The organism is Thiorhodococcus minor (assembly GCF_010820565.1).
Classification (GTDB): domain Bacteria; phylum Pseudomonadota; class Gammaproteobacteria; order Chromatiales; family Chromatiaceae; genus Thiorhodococcus; species Thiorhodococcus minor.
In genome coordinates this window covers 16,206-33,305 of record NZ_JAAIJQ010000065.1, presented here as the reverse complement: position 1 = coordinate 33,305, position 17,100 = coordinate 16,206, and the positions used below count along the sequence as shown (strand labels likewise).

Annotated in this window: 16 protein-coding genes and 1 pseudogene; 2 read left to right on the top strand and 15 right to left on the bottom strand. The window is 64.3% G+C overall.

Annotated elements, in window-relative coordinates:
* Window positions 1-169: 169 nt before the first annotated feature.
* The 3 genes from G3446_RS18670 to G3446_RS18660 form a co-directional block, all read right to left on the bottom strand.
* Window positions 170-781, bottom strand: coding sequence for a DedA family protein (locus G3446_RS18670; protein ID WP_164454347.1), 612 nt, complete (start codon window positions 779-781; stop codon window positions 170-172).
* Window positions 782-794: 13 nt separating this feature from the next.
* Window positions 795-2,210, bottom strand: coding sequence for a sodium-dependent transporter (locus G3446_RS18665; RefSeq protein WP_164454346.1), 1,416 nt, complete (start codon window positions 2,208-2,210; stop codon window positions 795-797).
* 154 nt (window positions 2,211-2,364) lie between these two features.
* Window positions 2,365-3,006: a DUF2238 domain-containing protein gene (locus G3446_RS18660; protein ID WP_164454345.1), complete on the bottom strand. Its 642-nt coding sequence runs from the start codon at window positions 3,004-3,006 to the stop codon at window positions 2,365-2,367.
* A 347-nt stretch (window positions 3,007-3,353) separates the two neighbouring features.
* Between G3446_RS18660 and G3446_RS18655 the strand changes: the two genes are divergently transcribed.
* Window positions 3,354-3,674: an EthD family reductase gene (locus G3446_RS18655; RefSeq protein ID WP_164454344.1), complete on the top strand. Its 321-nt coding sequence runs from the start codon at window positions 3,354-3,356 to the stop codon at window positions 3,672-3,674.
* A 435-nt stretch (window positions 3,675-4,109) separates the two neighbouring features.
* On the top strand, window positions 4,110-4,355 hold the full coding sequence (locus G3446_RS18650; RefSeq protein WP_164454343.1) for a DUF4175 domain-containing protein: 246 nt from the start codon (window positions 4,110-4,112) through the stop codon (window positions 4,353-4,355).
* A gap of 548 nt (window positions 4,356-4,903) precedes the next feature.
* On the opposite strand, the gene G3446_RS18645 is transcribed toward G3446_RS18650, so the two are convergent.
* From G3446_RS18645 to G3446_RS18590, 12 genes and pseudogenes are all read right to left on the bottom strand, one after another.
* Window positions 4,904-6,937 (bottom strand): sodium-translocating pyrophosphatase, encoded by a 2,034-nt coding sequence (locus G3446_RS18645; RefSeq protein WP_164454342.1) that lies wholly within the window; start codon window positions 6,935-6,937, stop codon window positions 4,904-4,906.
* A 408-nt stretch (window positions 6,938-7,345) separates the two neighbouring features.
* On the bottom strand, window positions 7,346-8,305 hold the full coding sequence (locus G3446_RS18640) for an FAD:protein FMN transferase (RefSeq protein WP_342450157.1): 960 nt from the start codon (window positions 8,303-8,305) through the stop codon (window positions 7,346-7,348).
* A 171-nt stretch (window positions 8,306-8,476) separates the two neighbouring features.
* Entirely contained in the window at window positions 8,477-9,175 is a 699-nt protein-coding gene (locus tag G3446_RS18635; RefSeq protein ID WP_164454340.1) for an REP-associated tyrosine transposase, read from the bottom strand.
* Between the two features lie 145 nt (window positions 9,176-9,320).
* Window positions 9,321-9,725: a 4Fe-4S binding protein gene (locus G3446_RS18630; protein WP_164454339.1), complete on the bottom strand. Its 405-nt coding sequence runs from the start codon at window positions 9,723-9,725 to the stop codon at window positions 9,321-9,323.
* Between the two features lie 4 nt (window positions 9,726-9,729).
* A complete protein-coding gene (locus tag G3446_RS18625; protein WP_164454338.1) occupies window positions 9,730-10,812 on the bottom strand; it encodes a hydrogenase large subunit in 1,083 nt (360 codons plus the stop codon).
* Window positions 10,813-10,815: 3 nt separating this feature from the next.
* Window positions 10,816-11,226: an NADH-quinone oxidoreductase subunit C gene (locus G3446_RS18620; RefSeq protein ID WP_164454337.1), complete on the bottom strand. Its 411-nt coding sequence runs from the start codon at window positions 11,224-11,226 to the stop codon at window positions 10,816-10,818.
* On the bottom strand, window positions 11,223-11,672 hold the full coding sequence (locus tag G3446_RS18615; RefSeq protein WP_164454336.1) for an NADH-quinone oxidoreductase subunit B family protein: 450 nt from the start codon (window positions 11,670-11,672) through the stop codon (window positions 11,223-11,225). The genes G3446_RS18620 and G3446_RS18615 overlap by 4 nt, the downstream gene beginning before the upstream one ends.
* 112 nt (window positions 11,673-11,784) lie before the next feature.
* Window positions 11,785-12,645, bottom strand: coding sequence for a respiratory chain complex I subunit 1 family protein (locus G3446_RS18610; protein WP_164454335.1), 861 nt, complete (start codon window positions 12,643-12,645; stop codon window positions 11,785-11,787).
* On the bottom strand, window positions 12,642-14,615 hold the full coding sequence (locus tag G3446_RS18605) for a proton-conducting transporter transmembrane domain-containing protein (protein WP_164454334.1): 1,974 nt from the start codon (window positions 14,613-14,615) through the stop codon (window positions 12,642-12,644). The genes G3446_RS18610 and G3446_RS18605 overlap by 4 nt, the downstream gene beginning before the upstream one ends.
* 32 nt (window positions 14,616-14,647) lie before the next feature.
* On the bottom strand, window positions 14,648-15,262 hold the full coding sequence (locus G3446_RS18600; RefSeq protein ID WP_209262508.1) for a potassium transporter TrkG: 615 nt from the start codon (window positions 15,260-15,262) through the stop codon (window positions 14,648-14,650).
* Window positions 15,262-16,455, bottom strand: a complete 1,194-nt coding sequence (trkA, locus tag G3446_RS18595; RefSeq protein WP_245232590.1) for a Trk system potassium transporter TrkA — start codon at window positions 16,453-16,455, stop codon at window positions 15,262-15,264. Before trkA ends, G3446_RS18600 begins: the two co-directional genes overlap by 1 nt.
* A gap of 274 nt (window positions 16,456-16,729) precedes the next feature.
* Window positions 16,730-16,948: pseudogene (locus tag G3446_RS18590) on the bottom strand (NAD-binding protein); the annotation flags it as partial.
* Window positions 16,949-17,100: the final 152 nt, after the last annotated feature.

Here is a 17,100-nt window from a genome sequence, read left to right as displayed (position 1 = left end):
TTGTGCTCTGTGATGTGTCTACGCGAAACCCTTCACCCCTCCCCTCGTGCGTCGCTAGTAGTTCCTCTTGCGAATTGCGTATAGCGCACAGGGCTCAGTGGGCAGTGGGCAGTGTATTGAAATCGGTTGCGCGCTTCGTGCGCGTTGAGGCGCAACCGCGCTCTTGCGGTCAATCCATCGACGCCGGCTGCCGGCGCTGCCAGATGTAGTATCCAGCGAGCGTGATGCCGACGAACGCCAGCGCCCCGGCAGTGACCAGGGGCAGGTTGTCTTGGATGAGCTGCTCGTTGCCGCCGATGAAGAAGCCCAAGGCAATGAGCACGGCCGACCAGATGCCCGCCCCAATGCCCGTGTAGACGGCGAAGGTCCAAATCCGCATTCGGGCGAGTCCAGCCGGCAGCGAGACGAGCTGGCGGATGCCGGGAATCAGTCGTCCGGTAAAGGTCGAGATGGCCCCGTGCCGCTCGAAGAAGGCGTCGGTCTTGTGGAGGAGCGTCGGCCGCACAAAAAAGTACTTGCCGTAACGCTCCAGAAACGGACGCCCAACCAGGAGCGCGAATCCGTAGTTCAAGAAGGCGCCCAACAGGCTCCCGAGCACCGCCGAGACTAGGATCATCGCCAGGCTCATCGACCCCTGATAGGCGAGATAGCCCGCAGGAATCAGGACCACCTCGCTCGGGAAAGGGATGAGGCTGGATTCGATGGCCATGAGGATGAAGATACCCGTGTATCCCCATCCATCGACCGTTAGGAGAACCCAATCGACGAACTCGTGCAGCATGCGAGCGCTCCCGCTAAATGATGCCTATGGCGTTGAAGAAGACGATGGCAACCAGCAGAGGTGAGACATAGCGCACCAGCAGCGACCAGGTTTTGTAACCGATGCCGTCCCGCATGCGAAGCTCGTCCAGCGACGCCGAGCGCGACATGACCCAGCCGGTGAAGAGCGCGATGAAGAGTCCTCCGAGCGGCAGCAGAATGTTGGCGGTCAGGTAGTCCAGCAAGTCGAAGATGGTCTTGCCGAAGAGCTGGAACTCCTCGCCGGACAGCAGGTTGAAGGAAAGCACGGTGCCGATCCCCAGGAACCAGGCGAGCATCCCCACGAAGGCCGCCGCGGGCACGCGCTTCATGCCATGGTTCTCGACCAGCCAGGCCACCGCCGGCTCGATCAGCGAGATGGCGGACGACCAGGCGGCGAACACCAGCAGCACGAAGAACAGGGTTCCGAAGAGCTGGCCGGCCGGCATGGCGCCGAAGGCGATCGGCAGCGTTTGAAAGATGAGACCGGGTCCGGCCGCCGGCTCCAGCCCGTTGGAGAAGACGATCGGGAAGATCGCCATGCCGGCGAGCAATGCAACCCCGGTATCCGCCAAGACGATGGCGAAGGTCGCGCGCGCGATGGAGGCCTTGGCGGGCATGTAGGATCCGTAAACCATGATGGCGCCCATGCCCAGGCTCAGGGTGAAAAAGGCGTGGCCAAGCGCGACCAGCATGGGCTCACCGGTGAAGTGACATTGCTCGACACCGGCCGCGGTCGCCTCGCAGCTGTAGAAGACCTTCTCGAAGTTCGGGCTGAAGAGAAAGTCGAGCCCCTGTGAAAAGGCCCCCAGGCTCATCGCATAGCCCACCAAGACCAGTAGCAGAACGAAGAGTGCCGGCATGAGAAAGGTCACGGCCTTTTCGAGACCGCCCCGCACTCCCCTGGCCACCACGACCATGGTCATGACCATGAAGATGGTGTGCCAGGCGAGCACGGACTCGGGCGAGCTCAGCAGGCCGTCGAACTGCGCCCCCACCATCTCTGCAGTCGCCCCGTTGAAGGCGCCGGCGGCGGCGCGGAAGACGTAGGCGAGCGCCCAGCCGGCAATCACGCTGTAGTAGGAGAGGATCAGGAACCCAGTGATGACGCCGCCCCAGCCGAGCAGCGACCAGGCGGGATGGGCCTGCTCATCCTGCACCAGGGCGCGCATGGTGTTGATCGGACTCTGCCGCCCGCGCCGCCCCAGCAGGATCTCCGCGATCATGATCGGGGCACCGATCAGCGCGATGCAGACGAGATAGACGAGCACGAAGGCCCCGCCACCGTTCTCGCCTGTGATGTAGGGAAACTTCCAGATATTGCCCAGCCCCACGGCGGAACCGACCGCGGCCAGGATAAAGATGAACCTGGAGGACCATTGGCCGTGGATCGAGCTTCGCTTTTCCGTCATAAGGTCAGCGCCCCTGGTCGTTGAATCGGGTAAGGGCGCCATTTTCCGTGAAGGCGCAGGGGGGAACAAGGCGTGAGCGGGCGGAGCTCGGGATGGATCGCGGGTCCGGCGCTCCCAGCACCTGAGCAGCCTAGATCGCTGATGAGATCCCCGCTCAAGTCGATATACCGGACCGGGAGCCAGGCAAGCCGCGCATCTGCCGATCTTGGAGTCCGGAGAACAAGCCCATCGCGACGACGGCGCCCAACAGCGCCATCAGCATGTCGGACTGGGTATCCCAGGGATCGCCCTGAGTCCCCAAAAAGGCATCGGCATCCTGCCCCATGGCAAGCGCAGCCCACCACTCGATCAGCTCATAGAAGGCGCTGATCGCCAGCGCGACGCAGACAGCCAAGAAGCCAACCATGCGCCGCCCGCGGGCGAAGGCGCCTCGAATCAGAATCTCGCGAGCCACCAGCGCGGGCACGAAGCCCTGCATGAAGTGACCGATCTTGTCATAGGGGTTGCGATCCAGGCCGAGCAACTGCTGGATCTCGAAGCCGAGCGGGACCCTCGCGTAGGTATAGGTCCCACCCAGGATTAGCACGACCGCGTGCGCGAAAATGGCCACGTAGAGCAGCGTCGTCAATGGAAACCGTCCATAGCTCAGCCAGAGGACGGGCAGCGCGATCATGACCGGAAGCACCTCCATCAGCCAGGTCGGACGGTCATAAGGGGCAAGGCCGGACAGCATCAGAAGCCCGACCAATGCGATGGATGCAACGACGAGCCAAGTAGCTCGGGAGGACAGGGTCATGGCTCAGGCCCTCGGAATGGAACAGCGGCGGCTCATGGATGACACAGCTACCAGCTACCAGCTACCAGCTACCAGCTACCAGCTACCAGCTACCAGCTACCAAGGAAAGCGTATCGGACGCTGCCATCTTATCTGTCGGCTCGACCACTCGCCCTCCGCGTGGACCCGCAAGCCGGCCTGGAACAGACCCTGTGGGTCGGCCGCTGGTGACTGATGGCTCATGACGCCATCCAGGTCAGCGCACGCACGCCCCTGGGTCTGGCTCGCAGAATGCTTGGCATCCGTGTTTCGCCGCCCGAGCCTGGCAGCCAAGATCGCCGGCTCACCACCACTCGAGGAGACATCGAATGATCAAGGTCAGTGTCATGTACCCCGGCACCGCGGACGACCGCTTCGATCACGACTACTATCGCGATCAGCACCTGCCCCTCGTGAAGGAGCGCATGGGAGACCATTGCAAGTATTACACGATCGACCGCGGGCTCGGTGGCGGCGAGCCCGGCACGCCGCCGACCTACGTCGGCATGTGCCATATCTTTTGCAAGTCCGTGGAGGCCTTCCAAGCGGGCTTCGGTCCGCACGCCGAGGAGATCCTGGCGGACATACCGAGATACACGGACCTGACGCCAGTCATCCAGATCAGCGAGGTCGTCGTCGGGCAGCCCTGAGCCATGGGCTGACCAGTCCCTTCCGAGCCGAATCGGCTGCGCGCTCCAGCCTCCCGCTTCGGCCAAGCACCCTGCACCCTGCCCCCTGCCCCCTGCCCCGCCGCAAGAAGCCCTTTCGAAGCATGGCAGTCGTCCCGCGACGCAGTAGAGCTCAGGGCAAGATTCCAGTATGGTCTCGCGCTGGCGTTCGCGCAGCGTCCCGAGAAGATCAGGCCTCAGCGATCTAGCCCGGCGAGAAGACCCGACTAGAGTGAGGCGGAGAATCCCGACTCAGGCTGAGCGCCTCACCGTCCTGACTGAGAAGCGCGCCGCGCAGCGCGCGCCGCTGACACATCGCGACGCCCCCACTGAGAGGACGCATTGAGACCGCCCTGGCCTGACATCGGTCGGGGCGCAATACGGCTGCCATTCAGCCGCGCATTGGAGAAACTGCTGATGAAGTTCAAGAATCCGGAAACCGGAGCGGTTGAGGAGATCCCGGCACTCGCGCCGCTTTGGGTCCTGCTGTTCGGCTTCTTCTATTTCGCCTTCAAGGGCATCTGGAATCACGTACTTGGCGGTGTCCTCTTCGCCATCGTCACCGCGGGGCTTTCCTGGCTCATCTATCCTTTCTTCGCCTACGACATCCTGCGCAAGCACTATCTCGAGCGGGGCTGGACCGAGGTGGCCGAGGAGGCCTGAGACCGCGGCCTCGATCGTCGGTCGGACCTGTCGGGTGGACGAGCGAGCGAGACTGCGAGAGTAATCCAAGCGCACCGCGAAGATCGCAGATTGGTGTAGGTTGGGCCGACGCAGGGGAGCCAACAATCAAAGCGTTAGGCTAGCCGCCATGTTGGGCTTCGTACCTCAGCCCAACCTACGCAGAATTTCTTCACAGTCTCTGCCCTTGCCCATCCCACAACCGGGGTCCAGGCCAATCGATGCCCCTAATTGGAGCAGTCAGCTTCCAGCTCCCAGCCGCCAGCGGAGGAATATCATACAGTTGCCGGATTTTCTGGCCGATCAGCCGCTCACCCCCTGGGTGACTCAGCGAAGAGCTGAAAGCAGCTCCGAAACAAAGCGTTGAGCTGGCGGTTGGTGGCTGGCAGCTCTTGCTAGGATGACCGAAGCCGAGAGCGCCAAGCGGCGAGCGCCGACACGCTTGCCCCAAAACGAAGAAAGGCGCAGCTCAGCTGCGCCTTTCTTCATTGTGTCGGAGCATCCTTGCTCCCGGGATCAGGTCCCCGAGATCAGAGCAGCGGCACCAGCAGCAGTGCCACGATGTTGATGATCTTGATCAGCGGGTTGATGGCGGGACCGGCGGTGTCCTTGTAGGGGTCGCCGACAGTATCGCCAGTGACAGCCGCATGGTGGGCATCGGAGCCCTTGCCACCGAAGTTCCCTTCCTCGACATACTTCTTGGCGTTGTCCCAAGCGCCGCCACCGGTACACATGGAGATGGCCACGAAGAGACCGGTCACGATGGTCCCGATCAGCATACCGCCCAGCGCACGGATACCGGCGCCGTCGCCCATGAGGATGTTCATACCGATAGCGACCGCGACGGGCACCAGGATCGGCAGCAGCGAGGGAACGATCATCTCCTTGATGGCGGCCTTGGTCAGCAGATCGACGGCACGGGTGTAGTCCGGCTTGGCCGTCCCGTCCATGATGCCTTTGATCTCCTTGAACTGACGCCGCACTTCCATCACGACCGAGCTGGCGGCACGGCCAACGGCCTCCATCGCCATGGCGCCGAAGAGGTAGGGCACCAGACCGCCGATGAAGAGACCGATGATGACGGCCGGGTCGGAGAGCATGAAGTCCTGCATCTTGCCGACCGCTTCCAGATTGTGGGTGTAGTCGGCGAAGAGCACGAGCGCGGCCAGGCCGGCGGAGCCGATGGCGTAGCCCTTGGTGACGGCCTTGGTGGTGTTGCCGACGGCGTCGAGTGCGTCGGTGGTCTTGCGCACGTCCTCGGGCAGACCGGACATCTCGGCGATGCCGCCCGCGTTGTCGGTGATGGGGCCATAGGCGTCGAGCGCGACGATCATCCCGGCCATGGACAGCATGGCGGTCGCAGCGATGGCGATGCCATAGAGGTCGGCGACCATGTAGGAGGCCCAGATGGCGATACAGACCGAGAGAACCGGCAGGGCCGTGGACTTCATGGAGATGGCGAGACCCGCGATGACGTTGGTCGCATGACCGGTCTGCGAGGCTTGGGCAACGTACTGAACCGGATGGAACTCGGTGGCGGTGTAGTACTCGGTGATGACCATCAGCGCGGCGGTCAGGCCGAGACCGATGAGGGCGCAGAAGAGCAGCGAGAAGAAGTGATCGCCCATGAGGAGCCCGGTCACGACCGCGAACAGGATGAACGCGAGCCCGCCGGCAATCGCGGTGCCCTTATAGAGCGCGGTCATGATGCGTCCGCCCTCGTTCGCCTTGACGAAGTAAGCGCCGACGATGGAGGCAAGGATCGAGACCGCGCCAAGCGCGAGCGGGTAGATGACGAAGTTGATGTCGAAGCCGCCAGCGGCCTTCGACAGCAGGCCACCCAGGACCATAGTGGCGATGATGGTCACGGCGTAGGTCTCGAAGAGGTCGGCCGCCATGCCGGCGCAGTCGCCGACGTTGTCACCCACGTTGTCGGCGATGACCGCCGGGTTGCGTGGATCGTCTTCCGGAATGCCAGCTTCGACCTTGCCGACCAGGTCTGCGCCGACGTCGGCGCCCTTGGTGAAGATACCGCCGCCCAATCGGGCAAAGATGGAGATGAGCGAGCCGCCGAAGGCAAGACCGATGAGCGCATGCAGCGCAGCTTCGTCCGCGCCCAGGTACAGGAAGTAGCCGGCCACCCCGATAATTCCCAGACCGACGACCAGCATGCCGGTGACGGCGCCGCCGCGGAAGGCGATGGCAAGGGCGGACTCGAGGCTAACGGTTGCAGCCTGCGCGGTGCGAACATTGGCGCGGACCGACACATTCATGCCGATATACCCGGCCAGGCCCGAGAGCACGGCGCCGATCGCGAACCCGCCAGCCGTCGCCAGGTCGAGCAGGAGCCAGAGCACGAGAAAGAGTGCGGCACCCACCATGGCGATGGTGCTGTACTGACGATTGAGGTAAGCCTGCGCGCCGGCCTGAATGGCCGCCGCGATCTCCTGCATACGCTCGGAGCCAGCCGACTGCGCGTTGATCCAGGCCACGACGACAAGCCCGAAGATCACCGCGAGCGCCCCTGCGCCGATCGCGAACCAAAGGACAAAATCTGTTGACATTGACATCCCCCCGTTACGGGATTTGTTGGTTTGAGCCGATCCAATGAAGCGGCCAATCGCAAGGTCGGGATACTGCAGCAGACAGACCGATCAGCCGCAAAAAACGGCACGGAACTTTAACATAAAGGCCTTGGCGTTTTGCCTCGTCGCCCCCATTTTTCAATGGCGCAGGGTGTGTGACGCCGATCACACTAGCCTGATAGCCAGCTCCCAAGCGCCCCAGGCAGCCACAACGGCCGATGAGACCTCTGATCCCAGCCGGGCTTTCAAGCACTTGGAGCCAGGGCGAAGCGCGCTGCACCAGATTCTGAGTGGCTACGCGCGGCGGCAGACCGAGATGGGCAAAATTCCTAAATACTCTCTATTGAAGCCAAGCCATCTAAATGACGATGGGCTCCTGTTGACGCCCTACTCCGCACCGCCCGCCACCTTCAGGACAGCCTGAAAGTCCCGTGACCCGAATCCGCGAATCGTCTCGCCTTCGCGGACGATGAAATAGGCGGCTATGCCGGATGCATCCGCCAAAGCCGGCCCCTTCTCGGCCCCCAGCACCATGAGCGCGGTCGCCAGGCCGTCGACGACCATCCCGACATCCCCCACGACAGTGACAGAGCCGAGCTGACGCCCTACGGGCGCGCCAGTCTGCGGATCGATCTCGTGCGAGTAGTGCTTGCCGTCTTTCTCGAAGAAATTGCGGTAGTCGCCGGAGGTGGAGAGCGCGCGATCCGAGATGGGGATGACGCGATGCACCGCGCGCCGATCCGGCATCGGCTGCTCGATGGCAATCGCCCAGGGCTCGCGCTTGGCGTTCAACCCCTTGGCGCGAATGGCCCCAGCCACGGCGACCATGTAATCGGCCACGCCCTGCTCATCCAGCCAGGCCGCGACGCGGTCCGCGCCATAGCCCTCTCCCAGAGCGGACAGGTCGATGTAGAGATCCGGCCGGGCCTTTCGCACGGCGGGAGGGTCGTCCCTCAGCGCGAGCTTCTGCCAGCCGACGCGCGCCTTGGCGGCCGCGATCTCCGCCGCCGTCGGCACAGCGTCGCGCGGCCGCTCCGGGCCGAAGCCCCAGAGGTTGACCAAGGGACCGATGGTGACATCGAAGGCACCGTCGGTGAGCTTGGCGATGCGCTGCCCCTCGGCGATGACGTCGAGCAGATGCCGCGAGACGGGGATCCAGTCGGCGCTCGAATTCCGGTTGAGGCGAGACAGCTCTGAGGTCTCGTCGTAGGTCGAGATCTCGGCGACCACGGCGTTTAGAACCGCCTCGATCTTCGGCCGCAGATCCTCGGCCGTCAGTCCCTCGGCAGGCCGGGCGATCTTGACCGAGTAGTAGGTCCCCATGGTGGGGCCGTCGATCTCGAGCACGGGATCCGGCTGCTGGGTGCAGGCGGCGAGCAGGACAACTGCGGCAGACAGTGGCAGCCCTAGACGCGATTTGTTCCGTCTCCTTGACGGGGAAGTACGCTCGAAACGTCGCGGTTTAAAAAAGGGTGGAAATGAGAGCACGAAGTTTAGATTCATAAAGAGAGCGGAGTGTCACTCGGTGTCGTCAGACCCGCGTTCGAATCGTGTTGACCTGGAGGCCAACACTCCCAGCGAAGCGGTGCTGGGAGTGTCGCCCTCCAGGGCGACACTTGCGAGCTCGACGCCGCGCCCGAGTGCCAGATAAGGCCACTCCTCGGGCGATTTCGCGAGCCCGGCCGTCACTGGATTGAACGCGATGTAGCTCACCGTCGTTCGATAATGCGCCTCGTCCCGGATGAACCGATCCCAGTAGCCCCGTTGCCAACGCGGCACGTACCCCAGCGCCTCGTCAGCCTGAAAGCGTCGTGAGGTAAAGCTCTTCCAAGCGTCGAGCAAATCACCGAGCCGGGTACCCGGATAGATCCTTGCCAGGACATGCACATGATTCGGCATAACCACGCCAATGATCAGGTCATAACGCTCGCCGTCGAAACGGCGCCAAGCCTCCATCACCAAATTTGCGTTGTGCGGATGCCGCAAAATGCATGAGCCATAGCCTGCATCCAGGAAGATTTCGATCCGCCGACGCCGCGTGGCTTCGCGAGCGGCTTTGGTCGCATTGATCTCTTCCAACTCTTGCTCGAGCCTGCGAAGTACCCTAAGCGGCAAGCTGTCATCCAGGCGATAGGTGATGGATCGGTAGAGGCCTGCTTGGTCGAAATGCGGTAGCTTGCCGTACTTGTACCAGCCTCTATGCTCGCCGTCTGGCATCGGCTTCCCTCCCTGGCGGCGTATCCCCAAAAACACTGAACGCGTCTAGCCTAAACCCTTATCCGGGTTGGCCTGGAGGCCAACCCTCCCAGGGACATAGCTGGGAGCCTCGCCCTCCAGGGCGACGGCGGCGACGCGGCGAGGACTAACGCGGAGCTTCTTCTGGGAAAGCAACCTTCGGACTCTCCGGAGGCGGCGGAGCCTCGTACTCCTTACGCACGCGCCAGATCTCCTTCGCCCGCATCGGCGGGTGCGGATCGTTGCTCAGGGTGATGCAGCCCTCGCGGCAGTCCTCGACGCAGTTCCCGCAGAGGATGCAGAGGCTGTAGTCGATCGCCCAGGTCTTGTCCTTCTTGTTGGCGACGATGGCGTCGGTCGGACACTTGTGGGCGCAGATCGTGCAGAAGTTGCAGTTGTCGATCTTGAAGAGGATGTGACCCCGCGTCCGCGCGTAGGGCGTGCGGCGCTCGACGGGATAGAGCCGCGTGACGGGCTTGCTCAGCGCGCTGCGCGTGACCAGCGATGAAATGGGGAGCCAGGACCAGGACATGGGCTTACCTCTCGTTGCAGCTCACGCAGGGATCGATGGTGAGCACGATCACAGGCACGTCGGCCAGCTCACAGCCCTTCAGCATGTGGACCAGGGGCGCGATGTTGGCGAAGGTCGGGGTGCGGACGCGGAAGCGCGCCAGGTTCTTCTTGCCGTCGGCGCTGATGTAGTAGCAGACCTCGCCGCGCGGCTGCTCCAGCCGGAACATGGCCTCGCCCTTGGGCCGCTTGCCCTTGACCGAGACGTCGACCTCGCCATCCGGCATGCGCTCGAGACACTGGGCGATGATGTCGAAGGACTGGTCGATCTCGCGCACCCGCACGATGCAGCGCGCATAGCAGTCGCCGTCCTGCTCGACCACGGGCTCCCAGTCCAGCTCGCCGAAGGCGGCATAGCCGAGCTTGCGCGTATCCCGCGCGACGCCGCTGCCGCGCAGCACCGGCCCCACGGCGCCCAGCGCATGGGCATCCTCGGCCGTGAGGACACCGACCCCGACGGTGCGTTTTTTCACCGTCGGGTCCTCGCGGAAGACGCTGGCGATCTCGTTGAACGATGTCTGGATCTCGCGCATCCGGCCCTTGACCGCTTTGAGCACCGCGTCGTCGACGTCCTTGCGGACGCCGCCGACCTTGCAGACGCCGAAGATGACGCGTCCGCCCGTGGTCTCCTCGATGATATCGACCAGCATCTCGCGGATGCGCCAGCTGTGCTGGAAGAGGCTCTCGTAGCCGAGCGCGTCGGCGGAAAGCCCGAGCCAGAGCAAATGGCTCTGGATGCGAGAGATCTCGCCCCAGACGGTGCGCAGATAGACGGCGCGCGGCGGGACCTCGACCCCCATGAGCTGCTCGACGCCCTGGCAGTAGCCCTGGCCGTGAATGAAGCTGCAGATGCCGCAGATGCGCTCCGCGACATTGGCCATCTCGATGAAGTCATGCCGCTCCGCCAGCAGCTCCAGACCACGGTGCACATAGCCGATCGAGGGCAGCGCCTGGACGACCCGCTCGTCATCCAGCTCCAGGTCCAGGTGGATGGGCTCCGGCAAGACCGGATGCTGGGGACCGAAGGGGACAATGGTGGTATTGGACATGGATCAGCCCTCCGCGCCCGATGCGCCAGCCGCAGCCGCCGGCTTGGCCTTTTCCTTCTTCACGGTGACGTCGCCGGAGAAGGGGATCTTGGTCTTGGTCCGCAGGAAACCGCCGCCGTAGTCCACGGCCAGACCCGGAACCTCAATGCCGAAGAGGTCCTTGAGCTCGTTCTCGTAGGTGAAGGCGGCGAGGAAGACACCACTGAGGCTCGGCAGCTCCGGCTTGTCGCGCGGAACCTGGGTGCGGTAGTGGGTGCAGCTGTAGTCCTTGTCGTAGCTGATCATGATCTCGAAGTGGTCCGGCCGTGCCGTCCCGGTCATCTGCACCAGGCGGTCGCCCTCGGCGCAATGCCGCTCCGCCGTCGACACCCAATCGCTCAGTGCCAAATCGTTGAAAGGCTCGTCCAGACTCATGCGGCCACCATCTTGCGTTGACGTTTACGCGCTTTCCCGCGCTGCTCGAGGATGTCGAGCGCCTGCACCACCCCATCGATGATCGCCTCCGGCCGCGCCGCGCAGCCCGGCACATAGACGTCGACGGGAATGACCTTATCGATCCCCCCATAGACGTTGTAGGCGTCCTTGAAGATCCCGCCGCTCAGGGCACAGGCCCCGATCGCGACCACCACCTTGGGGTCGGGCATCTGGGCATAGAGGTTCTCGACCACCTTGCGCGACTCCTCGTTCACCGAGCCGGTGACCAGGAAGATGTCGGCGTGCTTGGGGTTGCCTGTGTTGACGATGCCGAAGCGCTCGACGTCGTAGAGCGGCGTCAGACAGGCCAGCAGCTCGATGTCGCAGCCGTTGCAGCTGGTCGCGGCATAGTGCAGGACCCAGGGAGATTTCTTGAGGAAGCTCATGATAGTGACCCGGGTGAGGCGCCCTCGCCGCTCGCCGCCGCCAATGGAGGAGGCGTCGGCTGCACGGACGAGGTCGCTTGCATGGATGTGGGCTCGCGGCTCGCCATCGGCATCAGGTGATGAATGGCAGCAGCATCAGATTGGTCACGCCGACGGCGGCCGTCACCAGCCAGGACGCCTTGAGCGTGCTCGACCAGGTGAGCCGTGCATTCGTATTGTCGACCAGAACCTCCGCGAAAAAGAGCACGATTACGATGGGTAATGCGATCCAGGGTCCCCAGGGGGCGAAGAAGAGATAGAGCCAGCCGAGCAGGATGGTGTTCTCGTACCAGTGCCCGATCTCGACGATCGCCAGATCGCTGCCCGAGAGGTCGGTCGTGATGCCCTTCACCAGCTCCTGATGACCGTGGTGCGAGTAGCTGAGGTCGAAGGGCGACTTGCGCAGCTTGATGGTCAGCATGAAGAGGAAGCCGACCAGAATCCCCAGGAGCTGAATCACCTGCCAGGGGCTCCCCGCCACGATGTCCGAGACCCGGAAGCTGCCGGTCACCAGGAAGAAGCCCAGCGGCACCAGGATGAGCATGGGCTCATAGGCCATCATCAGCATCAGCTCGCGCGACGAGCCGATGTTGCTGTAGGGCGAGTTGGTCGCATAGGCGGCCAGACAGAGGAAGATACCCGAAACCGTCAGCGCGAAGAGGCTCAGCAGCAGGTCGCTCCCCAAGAAGAGGATGACGCCCGAGATGACCATGAAGAAGAGAAAGCCCCAGAGATAGAGCGTCTGCAGTCGGGTGACGACCAGGGTGTCCTTCTCGAAGAGCTTGAGCACATCATAGACCGGCTGCAGCAGGGGCGGCCCCTTGCGCGACTGCATGCGCGCCGTCAGCCGGCGGTCGATGCCGGCGAGCAGGGCCCCGACGACCGGCCCCAGGAAAATGAATGCAAGGCCAAGCGACCAGGCGTAAGGCTTCATAGCAGGGCCCCCATCAGCATCAAGAGCATCAACGAGCCGCAGCCGATGAGGCCGACCCGCACCACCTTGCCCTCCTCGATGAAGCCGGACAGGTAATAGCCGCGGCTCTCGACCAGGCGCTCCGCCCCCATGGCGCCGCGGTAGGAGGCGCTGCCGTCCACATTGGCCCCGCTGAGATAGCCGCTGACCTCGCTGTACTTTGGCGGCCTCAGCCAGAAGGCCAGCGGCATCAGGAAGAGCCCCGCGAGCATGACGCTCATCAGCAGGATGGTCTCCCAAGGCATGGCGAAGCTCGGCTCGGCGATCAGCCCCAGGCTTGCGAGATGCTGGGTGTAGGGCATGACGAAGCCGGTGTCCGCCAATGGGAAGAGCGCGCAGGCGACATAGGTCAGGGCCGTCAGCGAGAACAAGGCGATCGCCTCGTCGCGAGGGATGGGCGCCGAGCTCGGCTGCTGGCGGCGCGGCACCGCGACCAGTTTGCCCATCCACTTGCTCCAGAAGAAGAGCGTCGGCGCACTGCCGAAGGCGAGGATGGCCGCCAGCATGAGCCCATCGCCCCACATCACCTCCATACTCAAGAAGGCCTGGAAGCAGGTGTACTTGCCGAGGAGCATGCCGAAGGGCGCCAGGAACATCCCCAGCATGCCGACCAGCAGCATGGCCGCGATCCTGGGCCGGCGGTAGACCAGCCCCTCCATGTCCTCGATGTCGCGGCTGCCGATGAGGTGCTCGGTGGTCCCGACCGCGAGGAAGAGCAGCGCCTTGGCCACCGCATGGAAGAGGATCAGCAGGATGGCCGCCCACATGGTCGCCGCCGTGCCGACCCCGGCGCACATGACGATGAGGCCCAGATTGGCGATGGTCGAATAGGCCAGCACCCGCTTGGCGTTGCGCTGGTTGACCGCGACCAGGGAGGTCACCAGGAAGGTCAGACCGCCGACCAGCGAGAGCAGCAGGCCCGCGTAGGTGTCATGGAAGACCGGCGAGAGCTTGATCAGGATGAAGACACCGGCCTTGACCATGGTGCTCGAGTGCAGCAAGGCCGAGACCGGCGTGGGCGCGACCATGGCCCCCAGCAGCCAGGACGAGAAGGGCATCTGCGCCGCCTTGGACAGCCCGGCCACGGCGATGAGCACCGCCGGGATGAGCGCCAGCGCGCTACCTCCAGCCACCAGCTGATCCAGCTCCCAGGTGCGCAGGCCAGGCCCATGGGTCAGCCAGACGATGGCGGCCGCGAAGGAGACGCCGCCGATGAGGTTGAAGCCCAGGGCCCGGAAGCCGTTGCGGATGGCCTCGTCGGTGCGCGAGTAGGAGATCAGCCAGAAGGAGCAGAGCGTCGTCACCTCCCAGAAGAAGAAGAGCCACAGCAGGTTGTTCGCGAAGACGATGCCGAACATGGCCCCCAGGAAGAGGAAGAGCATGCCGAAGAAGAGGCTGCGGCTGCGCTCCGGGCGCTGCTGGGACGCATCGACGTCGCCCGCCTCGTGCTGCCCCGCCGCATGGGCGTGGTAGTCGTGCATGTAGCGGATGGCGTGGACGCAGATGAGCCCGCCGACGATGGCGATGATGAGCGCCATGAGCACGGAGAAGCTGTCGACGTAGAAGGGATGGGCGACCTCGGGATGCTCACCCACCAGCTCCGCGTAGAGCATCAGCCCGGTCTGGGCGAGGATGAGCACGGGGATGTACCACTCGCCCGGCTTGATCCTGCGGCAGAACCAGAGCAGCAATGCCGCGAGACCGAGACCGCCGGCGATGAAGAGCCAATCGAGCACAGAGGTCAGCCAGGCGCTCAAGGCATAGAATTCGGGCCCCCTGCTCGCGTGCAATAGGGCCAGCACGACGGAGGCGACCGCCAGGGCCCCGACCGAAAAGCGGATGCGGCGCGCCTGCACGCCAACCGTCGGCGCCATCGCGATCGCGACGCCCGCGACGAGGGAAAAGACAATCAGGAAACTGATCAAGTACATCTCATGTCCTCAGGAGGAGGATTGGAGACCGGCTATTTGCGCCAGAATTGTGGTGTGAAAAGCACGAGCAGGGAGAAGACTTCAAGCCTGCCGAGCAGCATAGTAAAGCTGAGCACCCAAATCTCATAGTCCGTCAGGCTCGAATAATTCGTCCCTGGCCCCACTGCTCCGAGCCCTGGACCCGCGTTGTCGATGCAGGCGATGACCGCGGAGAAGGCCGAGATGAAGTCCCTGCCGCCGATCCAGTTCAGCTCGTGGCGCCAGAGATCGATCGACGCCGGCAAGGCCTCCAGCCCGGTGATGACGGTCGCGCCCGTGGTCGTCATGCCGGACATGGCCTCGAAGAAGGCGTCGCTGAAGGAGAGCTCAAGATGCAGGAGCAAGGGAAAGGTCGCGATGGTCGCCGTGAGCACCCAGGCGAGGGTGACGAGCATGAAGCCATCGCGCGGCTTGAGCTCGCGCTGAAACCTCCGGGTCGCCAGCGTCATGAGCCCGCCCGCGGCGAGACAGGCGGCCTGGCTGACGAGAAAGGTCAGAAAGGTCCCGTCACGATAGATCAGCGAGCAGATGATCGGCAGCAGGTAGGTCAGGCTGAGCACCATCAGCAGCCGCCCGAGGACATTGGCGACCGACAGCAGCTCCGCCATCAGAAGTAGGCGAGCCCGACTTGGAAGTACCGCTCGACCTGATGCACCAGGTCCTTGCGCGCGAGGAAGAGGATGACGTGATCCTCAGGCTCGATCAGGATGTCGTCGTGCGCCATCAGCACCCGTCGATCGCCGCGAGCCAGGCTGTCCTGGCTGGCGGCCCGCACGATGGCCCCGATGCTCACGCCCCTTGGCAGATTCAGCTCGGCAATGCGCCGACCGATGACCTTGGACGTCGAGCTGTCGCCGTGGACGACGAATTCGAGCGCCTCGGCCGCCCCGCGCCTAAGGCTATGAACCGCCGCGACATCCCCGCGGCGCACCCGCGCCAGCAGGGTGCCGATCGAGATCTGCGCCGGCGAGATCGCGATGTCCAGCCGGTCGGCCTGCAGCAGATCCGCATAGGCCCGCCGGTTGATGAGCGCCAGCACCCGCCGCGCGCCCAGGCGCTTCGCCAGCAGGGCCGCCATGATGTTGTTCTCGTCGTCATTGGTGAGGGCCATGAAGACGTCCATGTCCTCGATGTTCTCGGCGTTGAGCAGCGTCTCGTCCGTAGCATCCCCCAAGAGCACCAATGAGCCGGTCAGGGTCGCACCAAGCGCCTCCGCCCGCGCCTCGTCGCGCTCGACCACCTTGACCTGATAGCGGCCCTGGGCCGCGGCCGCGAAACGGCTGCCGATATTGCCGCCGCCGGCGATCATGATGCGCCGCGTCGGCCGATCGCGACGGTGCAGCTCGTCGAGCACCTGGCGAATATCGCGCTTGGCGGCCAGATAGAAGATCTCGTCGCCCGCGCGGATCCGCGTGTCCCCGGCGGGCGTGATGGGCTGGTCCTTGCGGTAGATGGCGGCGATCCGGGCGTCGATGCGCGGGATGTGCGTGCGCAGCTCGGCGACCGGACGGCCGACCATGGGGCCGCCTTCCACGGCCCGCACGGCGACCAGGCTGACCAGCCCCTCGGCAAACTCCAGCACCTGCAGCGCCTCCGGGAACTCGATCAGCTTGATGAGATAGTCGGTGATGATCTGCTCGGGGCAGATGTCGAAGTCGACGCAGAAGTTGCTGCTGTCGAGCAGCTCCGGATGGCGCCTGTAGTCGCCCGAGCGCAACCGGGCGATCTTGGTCGGGACATTGAAGAGGGTCGCGGCGATCCGGCAGGCGCAGAGGTTGGTCTGGTCGCTCCCGCGAGGCATGGAGAGCGCAGCGCAGCCGAGCGGCCCCGGGTAGGTGTGGGCGCGGGCGTAGCGCCGCAGTGCCGAGGGCTGTGCCCGAGGCGCGGAGGCGATATGCAGAGCGCATCCCGCACACCGTTGAGTCATTCGTCGCAGGGGAGTGGCGCAGGCGCGCAGAGCCGTAGCCAGCCCCCGGAGCGGGACGAGCCCGGGCTAAAAGGCTGTCTTGTCGCGAGGGCGTTGGGGCGACTGGGAGTCCCGCAACGCATCCTGAGCGGCGACGACACCCCGGCTGGGTCACGGCGATGAGCAGATCCGCATCCTGCAGCCCCGCCTCGCTCAGCACCGAAGGCAAGGCGGCGTTGCCCGCCACCGTGCGCAGGTCGAGGCGCTCCTGCAACTGCTGGAGCAGCCGTGCGTCGAGATCGACGACGGTGATGTCGTTGGCCTCTGAGACCAACCGCTCCGCCACGGAGCTGCCGACCTGGCCGGCACCCAATATGACGATCTTCACGACGGACAGCTCCTGATCGGATCGATGCACCTGGGCTCGAAGACGATGATGCTAGCCTTCGGGGACGAAACTGCCAATCGGCCTCTTCTGCTCTCATATCGATCGGCGGACGCGGCTCAGTATACTGAGGCCGCGCCGAGCGCCTGGCTCGA

What these genes read in the sequence shown, in the direction of transcription:
- G3446_RS18660 (WP_164454345.1), bottom strand. Translation starts at nt 3,006, where the DNA reads ATGACCCTGTCCTCCCGAGCTACTTGGCTCGTCGTTGCATCCATCGCA.
- G3446_RS18610 (WP_164454335.1), bottom strand. Translation starts at nt 12,645, where the DNA reads ATGAAGCCTTACGCCTGGTCGCTTGGCCTTGCATTCATTTTCCTGGGG.
- G3446_RS18630 (WP_164454339.1), bottom strand. Translation starts at nt 9,725, where the DNA reads ATGTCCTGGTCCTGGCTCCCCATTTCATCGCTGGTCACGCGCAGCGCG.
- G3446_RS18605 (WP_164454334.1), bottom strand. Translation starts at nt 14,615, where the DNA reads ATGTACTTGATCAGTTTCCTGATTGTCTTTTCCCTCGTCGCGGGCGTC.
- G3446_RS18665 (WP_164454346.1), bottom strand. Translation starts at nt 2,210, where the DNA reads ATGACGGAAAAGCGAAGCTCGATCCACGGCCAATGGTCCTCCAGGTTC.
- G3446_RS18645 (WP_164454342.1), bottom strand. Translation starts at nt 6,937, where the DNA reads ATGTCAACAGATTTTGTCCTTTGGTTCGCGATCGGCGCAGGGGCGCTC.
- G3446_RS18600 (WP_209262508.1), bottom strand. Translation starts at nt 15,262, where the DNA reads ATGGCGGAGCTGCTGTCGGTCGCCAATGTCCTCGGGCGGCTGCTGATG.
- trkA (WP_245232590.1), bottom strand. Translation starts at nt 16,455, where the DNA reads ATGCCTCGCGGGAGCGACCAGACCAACCTCTGCGCCTGCCGGATCGCC.
- G3446_RS18655 (WP_164454344.1), top strand. Translation starts at nt 3,354, where the DNA reads ATGATCAAGGTCAGTGTCATGTACCCCGGCACCGCGGACGACCGCTTC.
- G3446_RS18615 (WP_164454336.1), bottom strand. Translation starts at nt 11,672, where the DNA reads ATGAGCTTCCTCAAGAAATCTCCCTGGGTCCTGCACTATGCCGCGACC.
- G3446_RS18650 (WP_164454343.1), top strand. Translation starts at nt 4,110, where the DNA reads ATGAAGTTCAAGAATCCGGAAACCGGAGCGGTTGAGGAGATCCCGGCA.
- G3446_RS18670 (WP_164454347.1), bottom strand. Translation starts at nt 781, where the DNA reads ATGCTGCACGAGTTCGTCGATTGGGTTCTCCTAACGGTCGATGGATGG.
- G3446_RS18625 (WP_164454338.1), bottom strand. Translation starts at nt 10,812, where the DNA reads ATGTCCAATACCACCATTGTCCCCTTCGGTCCCCAGCATCCGGTCTTG.
- G3446_RS18635 (WP_164454340.1), bottom strand. Translation starts at nt 9,175, where the DNA reads ATGCCAGACGGCGAGCATAGAGGCTGGTACAAGTACGGCAAGCTACCG.
- G3446_RS18620 (WP_164454337.1), bottom strand. Translation starts at nt 11,226, where the DNA reads ATGAGTCTGGACGAGCCTTTCAACGATTTGGCACTGAGCGATTGGGTG.